General features: G+C 68.0%; 5 protein-coding genes. 1 reads left to right on the top strand and 4 read right to left on the bottom strand.

Going from position 1 to position 7,926, the window contains the following annotated elements; translation table 11 throughout:
- The 4 genes from lpdA to ACLP25_RS27645 form a co-directional block, all read right to left on the bottom strand.
- Positions 1-1,519: dihydrolipoyl dehydrogenase (lpdA, locus tag ACLP25_RS27660; protein WP_442472309.1), on the bottom strand; the 1,519-nt coding region annotated here is incomplete at its 3' end.
- Positions 1,520-1,536: 17 nt separating this feature from the next.
- On the bottom strand, positions 1,537-2,850 hold the full coding sequence (gene aceF, locus ACLP25_RS27655; protein ID WP_442472308.1) for a dihydrolipoyllysine-residue acetyltransferase: 1,314 nt from the start codon (positions 2,848-2,850) through the stop codon (positions 1,537-1,539).
- A 50-nt stretch (positions 2,851-2,900) separates the two neighbouring features.
- Positions 2,901-5,576, bottom strand: a complete 2,676-nt coding sequence (gene aceE / locus ACLP25_RS27650; protein ID WP_442472307.1) for a pyruvate dehydrogenase (acetyl-transferring), homodimeric type — start codon at positions 5,574-5,576, stop codon at positions 2,901-2,903.
- A gap of 259 nt (positions 5,577-5,835) precedes the next feature.
- Positions 5,836-6,297 carry an SRPBCC family protein gene (locus ACLP25_RS27645; protein WP_442472306.1) on the bottom strand — a complete coding sequence of 154 codons (462 nt, stop codon included), beginning with the start codon at positions 6,295-6,297 and terminating at the stop codon, positions 5,836-5,838.
- A 78-nt stretch (positions 6,298-6,375) separates the two neighbouring features.
- Between ACLP25_RS27645 and ACLP25_RS27640 the strand changes: the two genes are divergently transcribed.
- A complete protein-coding gene (locus ACLP25_RS27640) occupies positions 6,376-7,464 on the top strand; it encodes an adenylate/guanylate cyclase domain-containing protein (RefSeq protein WP_442472310.1) in 1,089 nt (362 codons plus the stop codon).
- Positions 7,465-7,926 lie beyond the last annotated feature (462 nt).

Below are 7,926 nucleotides of genomic sequence, written 5' to 3'. Positions count from 1 at the left end.
CGATCAGGCGCTGCGTCTCCTCGTCCCACAGCGTCTTGGTCAGGCCCTCGTCGCGGCCGAGCGCCAGCGACCGTCCGCTCGCCGCCCACGGGAAGACCGCCTTGCCGTATTTGATCCTTTTCGCCTTGGCTTCCGTCTCCGTCAGGCCCGCCCAGGCGACTTCCGGATCGGTGTAAGCAACCGAGGGGATGGCCTTGGCGTCAAACGAGGATTTGTGCCCGCTCGCGACCTCCGCGGCGACCTTGGCCTCGTGCGAAGCCTTATGCGCCAGCATCGGCTGGCCGACGATGTCGCCGATGGCAAAGATGTGGTGGACGTTGGTGCGCATCTCCCGGTCGACCGCGATGAAGCCGCGTTCGTCGACCGTGACGCCGGCGGCCTCGGCGCCGATCATCTTGCCGTTCGGCCGGCGGCCGACCGAGACGAGCATGGCGTCGAAGGTCTCTGTCTTCGGCCCGCCCTCGCCTTCATAAGCGACCACGATCCCCTCGGGCTCCGCCTTCACCGCCGTGACCTTGGTCTTGAGCAGGATCTTGTCGTAGAACTTGCCGAGCCGCTTGGCCAAGGGCGCGACGATGTCGGGATCGGCGCCGGGCATGAGCTGGTCCATCATCTCGATCACGGTGATCTCAGCGCCGAGCGCGCGATAGACGGTCGCCATTTCGAGACCGATGATGCCGCCGCCGAGGACGAGCATGCGGTTCGGCGTGAAGCGCATCTCGAGCGCCGCGGTCGAATCCCAGATCCGCTTGTCGGACGGAATGAAGCCGGGCGCGACCGGCTCGGAGCCCGCGGCAATGATCGCCTTGGCGAAGCGCACGGTGCGCGGCCCCTCGGCCGTCTCGACCCTGAGCGTATTCGCCGATGTGAACGCGCCCTCGCCGGTGACCACCGTCACCTTGCGCTGGCGGGCGAGGCCGGTGAGGCCGGTCGTCAGGCGCTTCACCACGGCGTCTTTCCAGCCGCGGATCGCGGCGAGATCGAGCGAAGGGACGCCGAAGCTCACGCCATGAGCCGCCATGGCCGCCGCCTCGTCAATGGTTTTGGCGACATGCAGCAGCGCCTTGGACGGAATGCAGCCGACGTTGAGGCAGACGCCGCCGAGCGTCGCATTCTTGTCGACCAGCAGGACTTTTTCCCCGAGGTCAGCCGCGCGGAATGCGGCGGTGTAGCCGCCCGGCCCGGCCCCGAGAACGACGAGATCGGCCTCGAAATCGACATGCGCCGGCGGCGGCGGCGGCGGCGAGGGATGCGCCGCCGGCGGGGGCGAGGCGACCGCGCCGTCGACGGAGGCATAGGTCGCGATCAGGCTCCCCTGGCTCACCTTGTCGCCGACCTTGACGTGCAGTTCGCCGATGACGCCGTCCCCGGGCGCCGGGACGTCGAGCGTCGCCTTGTCGCTTTCGAGAGTGACCAGCGTCTGCTCTTTCTTGACGGCCTCGCCCGGGGCGACGTGGATCTCGATCACCGGCACGTCCTTGAAGTCGCCGATGTCGGGAAGGCGGATTTCTTGCGGCATGTGTCTCGCTCCCGCCTTTAGAGAATGACGCGCCGCATGTCCTCGACGAGGCCGGCGAGATGGCGCATGAAGCGCGCCGCCGCCGCCCCGTCGATGACGCGGTGATCGTACGAGAGGCAGAGCGGCAGCATCAGCCGCGGGTGGAACGCCTTGCCGTCCCAGACCGGCGCCATCTTCGAGCGCACGACGCCGAGGATCGCCACTTCCGGCGCGTTGACGATGGGCGTGAAGGCCGTGCCCCCGATGCCGCCGAGCGAGGAGATGGTGAAGGTCGCGCCCTGCATCTCGGCGGGCGACAGCTTCCCGGCGCGCGCCTTCTCCGAAAGCTCGCCGAGCTCGCGCGCGAGATCGAGGACGCCCTTCTGGTCGACGTCCTTGATGACCGCGACGACCAGCCCGTCGGGCGTGTCGACGGCGACCCCGATATGCCAATACTTACGTAAGATCAACGCGCTGTTGTCAGGGCTTAAGGCGGCGTTGAAGGTCGGGAACGCTTTCAGCGTCGCGACCGCGGCGCGCATCAGGAGCGGCAGCAGCGAGACGCGGTAAGGCTTCGCCTTGTCCTTCCTGGCGTCCTCGTCGAGGCTCTTGCGGAACGCCTCGAGCTCGGTGACATCGGCCTCGTCGGTATGGGTGACGTGTGGAACATTGACCCACGAGGCGTGCAGGCGCGGGCCGGAAATGCGCTTGATGCGCGACAGCGGCATGGTCTCGACGGGGCCGAACTTGGCGAAGTCGACAGGCGGAATGGACGGAAGCCCCGCCCCGCCGCTCGCCACGGCCGGCGCGGCGCCGGCGATCGCCGCCTTGACGTCCTCGCGGGTGATGCGGCCGTTCTCTCCGGTGCCCTTGATCGCGTTGAGGTCAAGGTCGAGCTCGCGCGCGAGGCGCCGCACCGCCGGGCCGGCGAAGACGCCGGAAAAGTCGGGTTTTGCCGGGCCGGCGGCGGCCGGCGCGGCGGGAAAAGGAGACGCAGGCGCGGGCGGCGGTCCCTTGCCGGCCGCCGGCTCGCTCGCTTCGGGCTCCTTGGCTGCGGGCGGCGGCGCGGCGGGCTCATCCTTGGCGGCAGGGGCCGGCGCGGGCGCCTCGGCGTCCGCCGTCTCGACCCGCGCGATGAGGGTCCCCATCGACACCTTGTCGCCGACCTTGGCCACGACCTCCGCCACCTTGCCCGCGAGCGGCGACGGCACGTCCATCGTCGCCTTGTCGGATTCGAGCGTCACCAGCGACTGATCGACCTTGACCTCGTCCCCCGGCTTCACGAGCACCTCGATTACCGGCACGTCCTTGAAATCGCCGATGTCCGGCACGCTCACATCGATTTTCCCCACCGGCGCTCTCCTTCGCGCAAAAATCTACTTAATTGTTTGTTGGTTGACCGTCAGCTGCGCGCCGGATTCGGGCCCTCGGGATTGATCCCGTATTGGGCGATCGCCTCGGCAACGCGCTTCGACGGCAGCAGCTGGTCGTCGGCCAGCGCCTTCAGGCTCGCCACCACGACGTGGTAGCGGTCGACCTCGAAGAACGAGCGCAGCCGGCGCCGGTAGTCGGACCGGCCAAAGCCGTCGGTCCCGAGCGCCTTGTATCGCGCCGGCACCCACGGCCGCACACCGTCGGCGATGACCTTCATGTAGTCGGTGGAGGCGATCACCGGCCCCTTCCCGCCAGCCAGCGCCTGCGTCACGTAGGGGACGCGCGGCGGCTCCTCGGGGTGCAGCATCGACCTGCGCTCGGCGTCGAGACCCTCGCGGCGAAGCTCGGTGAAGCTGGTCACGCTCCAGACCTCGCTCGAGACGCCGTGCTCCTCGGCGAGCATCTCCGCCGCGGCCTCGACCTCGCGCAGGATCGCGCCCGCGCCGAGCAGCCGCACGCTCAAGGCCGACGCCTTGCCCGCCTCCTTCGGCGCGATGTCGCGCAGCTTGTATAGGCCGCGCAAGATCCCCTCCTCCGCGCCTTCCGGTATAGCCGGGTGCGGATAATTCTCGTTCAGCGTCGTGATGTAGTAGAAGACGTCCTCGTTATCGACCAGCATGCGCTTCAGGCCGGCGTGGACGATCACCGCCAGCTCGTAGGCGTAAGTCGGATCGTAGCTGATGCAGTTCGGCACGGTCGAGGCGAGCACGTGGCTGTGACCGTCCTCGTGCTGTAAGCCTTCGCCATTCAGCGTCGTTCGCCCTGAGGTGCCGCCGATCAGGAAGCCGCGGGTGCGCATGTCGCCCGCCGCCCAGGCGAGGTCGCCGACGCGCTGGAAGCCGAACATCGAATAGTAGATGTAGAAGGGGATCATCGGGACGTTGGAGGTCGAGTACGACGTGCCCGCGGCGATGAACGAGGCCATCGCGCCCGGCTCGTTGATGCCCTCCTGCAAAATCTGCCCCTTGGTGTCCTCCCGGTAGTACATGAGCTGGTCGGCGTCCTGCGGCCGGTAGAGCTGGCCGACCTGGCTGAAGATGCCGACCTGGCGGAAAAGCCCCTCCATGCCGAAGGTGCGGCTCTCGTCGGGGACGATCGGCACGACGCGGGGCCCAAGCTCCTTGTCGCGCAGCAGCGCGGTGAGGATGCGGACGAAGGCCATCGTGGTCGAGATTTCGCGGCCCTCCGCGGTCGCCTTGAGCAAGGCGTCGAACGTCGAGAGGGGCGGGACGGCGAGCGGCGCGCTCGTGCGCCGGCGCGCCGGTAGGTAGCCGCCGAGCGAGTCGCGCCGGTCGCGCAGGTATTTCATCTCCTTGCTGTCTTCGGCGAAGCGCAGGAACGGGATCTTGTGCAGGTCCTCGTCGGAGACGGGGATCTGGAAGCGGTCACGGAAACCTTTCAGCGCGTCGTCGCCGAGCTTCTTGGCCTGGTGGGCGATCATCTGACCCTCGCCCGCCGAGCCCATGCCATAGCCCTTGACGGTCTTGGCGAGGATGACGGTCGGCTGACCCTTGTGCTCGACCGCCGCCTTGTAGGCGGCGTACACCTTGAGCGGATCGTGACCGCCGCGGGTGAGCGACCAGATGTCAGCGTCGGTCCAGTCCTCCACCATCGCCGCGGTTTCGGCATAGCGGCCGAAGAAGTGCTTGCGGATATAGGCGCCGTCCTTCGACCGGAAGTCCTGGTACTCGCCGTCGACGCATTCCTCCATCAGCTGGCGCAGCTTGCCGTTCACATCCCTGGCGAGCAGCTCGTCCCAGCCCGAGCCCCACAGGACCTTGATCACGTTCCAGCCCGCGCCTCGGAAGCCGCCCTCGAGTTCCTGGACGATCTTGCCGTTGCCGCGCACCGGCCCGTCGAGCCGCTGCAGGTTGCAGTTGATGACGAAGATGAGGTTGTCGAGCTTTTCGCGCCCGGCGAGCGAGATCGCGCCGAGCGACTCCGGCTCGTCCATCTCGCCGTCGCCGCAGAACACCCAGACCTTGCGCGGCGACGTGTCGGCGAGGCCGCGTCCGTGAAGATAGCGCAGGAATCGCGCCTGATAGATCGCCATTAGCGGCCCGAGGCCCATCGACACGGTCGGAAACTGCCAGAAGTCCGGCATCAGCCAGGGGTGCGGATAGGACGACAGGCCCTTGCCGCCGACCTCCTGGCGGAAATTGAGAAGCTGCTCCTCGGTCAGCCGGCCTTCGACGAACGCGCGGGCGTAGACGCCGGGCGAGCTGTGACCCTGGATGTAGACCAGGTCGCCGCCGTGATCCTCGGTCGCGGCGTGCCAGAAATGCATGAATCCGGTGTCGTAGAGGGTCGCCGCCGACTGGAAGCTCGCGATATGGCCGCCGAGCTCGGACGATTCCTTGTTGGCCTTGACCACGATCGCCGCGGCGTTCCAGCGGATGTAGCGCCGGATCGTCATCTCGAGCTTGCGATCGCCCGGATGGGCCGGCTGATCCTCGGGCGGGATGGTGTTGACGTAAGCCGTATTGGCGGCGAACGGCAGGCGGGCGCCCTTGCGACGGGCGGAAGTGACCACCCGGTCGAGGATTGAATCGACCTTGCCGATGCCCTCGAACGCTTCGACGGAATCGAGCGCGTCGAGCCACTCGTCGGTTTCGTCGTTGACGGATTGCGCCCTGTCATCCATCGGGTCGGCCTCCCACTTGTCCAGTGACAAAAACGCTACGACGAAAGTCGATGCGTGTCTTTGTCGCAGTCTCTTGTCATGCGCGCCAGAAATCTGCAATGCGCGTAGGCGGCGCTGCTGCCATGAAAATTGTGCATGGATCGCGCGGGGTCGGCCCCATTGGGCGCAATCCAAGAAGCGCCCTAACCAGACTTGCGCCGAGGGCTCCGCGCGCTCCTTGGGCGGCGGGACGCCGCCCCTCCGGCGTGCGCCGGATTGCCTACGTGTGGGACACGGGCGCCCCGCGATCGACGCCCGGATCGCCGCCGGGCGCCGCGATCGCCAGACGATCGAGATAATGGCCCCAGCCAATATTGTGCTTGGCGCATTGGATCGCGTCCGGCAGGCCGCTGTGCGTCAGGCGCAGCAGCGTGCCCCCGTCCCGCTCCACGAGATCGATCTCGACGAGGCTCGATCCCGGCGGGACAACCTCGCTCCCGTCCCAGCCGAAGCTGTAGGCGAGCCGATGGACCGGCACGACCTCCCGGAACGTACCGCGCGCCACCCGCTCCCGGTCGCCGCCGACGCCCGTGATGAGATAGAGCCCACCCGGATGCGGCTCGGTCTCAGCCCCGGCGCCCATCCAGCTCAGGATTTTTTGCGGGTCGGTCAGGAAGGCGAAAACAGCGGCGCGCGGCGCCGGGATATAGGTCTCGCGTTGAACGACGAGCGGTTCCGCCATCGACGCCTCCGAGTGAGCGAAGGTTCAGTGTAGCGATAGTCCGTGACAAGGGCGAGGCGTCTCGCCCATCATTGCGCCATGCGGCTGAACACGACCCTCGCCTGGCTCGTCGACGCGGCGGCCGAGGCCGCGGGCGCCGGCGAGCTGCTGGCGGAGCTCGGCGCCCATCTCGTCGCGGACGGCCTGCCGCTCGCCGGCGGCGCGCTTACGCTCGCCGTCCCCCACCCGCTCATCGCCCGGCGAACCTGGCTTTGGCGCGCCGGGAGAGGCGAGGTCATCGAGGGTTTGGGGTTCGCCGCCGCAGGCCTGCCGGCGACGGACCTCGCCGGCGACGCCGGCCTACGGTGGCTCGAGAGCGTCGCGGCCGGTCCGGCGCACGAGGACGCGGTAGGGCCGGGGCCGGATGGGCCGATGCTCGCCTGGATCGGGCCGCGTCCGTTCATGCCGCACGAGGCCCGAGACCTCCGCGAGGCCGCACGATTCACTGCGGCGCCGCTTGCCGCGCTCGCGGCCAAGGCGACCCTCACGGCGGCGCTCGAGGCCTATCTCGGCCGACGCAGCGCGGCGCGGGTGCTGGCTGCGCCGCTCAGGCGAGACGAAGGCGAGACCATCGCGGCCGCGCTCCTCTACGCGGATCTGCGCGGCTTTACGGCGCTGTCCGAGAGCCATCCGCCCGCCGAGGTCGTTGCTGCGCTCAACGCGTGGTTCGACCGCATCGCCGGCGCGGTCCACGCCTTCGGCGGCGAGGTGCTCAAGTTCATCGGCGACGGGATTCTGGCGATCTTCCCGGTTGGCGCCGGGACGCCGTGCGCCGCCTGCGAGGCCGCGCTCCGCGCCGCCTGCGCCGCCCGCGCCGGGATGGCGCATCTCGACGACGAGCGGCGCCGGCAAGGGCTGCCCCCGCTGCCGTTCGGCGCCGCGTTGCACCTCGGCGAGATGTTCTGGGGCAATATCGGCGCCGCCGACCGCCTCGACTTCACCGCCATCGGGCCCGCCGTCAATCTGGTCAGCCGCCTCGAAGGGCTGTGCAGACCGCTCGGGAAGACCGTGCTCGCATCAGGCGCACTCGCGGCCGAGACCGACGTTCCGCTCGTCGCACTCGGAAGCTTCGCGTTGCGCGGGATCGCGGCGCCATGCGCTGTGTTTGCGGTTCCCGAGTCACCGTGAGCGCAATCGAAAGCTCGCCGCAACGGGCGGATTGTGATCATTCGAAGCAGACCCCCAGGCATGCCCAAAATCGATCAGGTCCCGCGGCGCGGCGAATGCGCAAGATCGAGCCCTCCGAAATCAAGACCCGGTGCCGCTGACAAGCGAGTGGAAGCCGAAGAGGCCGAAGTGAGCGGGCGACCGTGTCCGTAGAGCCAAATTAAGGCGCACACCGTGAACTTGCGACTGTGACAATTTTGCTGCAGCGGCCAATACCCGATAGGGGGTTCGTGATTATTGCTGTTGGAAGGCTTGGATGGCTATGATTGCACTCAAGTTCAATTTTCGGGATCGCAGGAACGGCTTCATGGCCAGGAAAGCCAAGAACGCATCGTTTGATCCGGACGTGTTTCTCGCGACTGTGAATCACGGCCGATCCATGTCTGAGTATCGGGCGGGACAGGTCGTTTTCTCGCAGGGCGA

Source organism: Roseiarcus sp., from assembly GCF_052145395.1.
GTDB lineage: Bacteria > Pseudomonadota > Alphaproteobacteria > Rhizobiales > Beijerinckiaceae > Roseiarcus.
The sequence above is the reverse complement of the archived record's forward strand: the minus strand, read 5'-3'. Positions and strand labels throughout refer to the sequence as shown.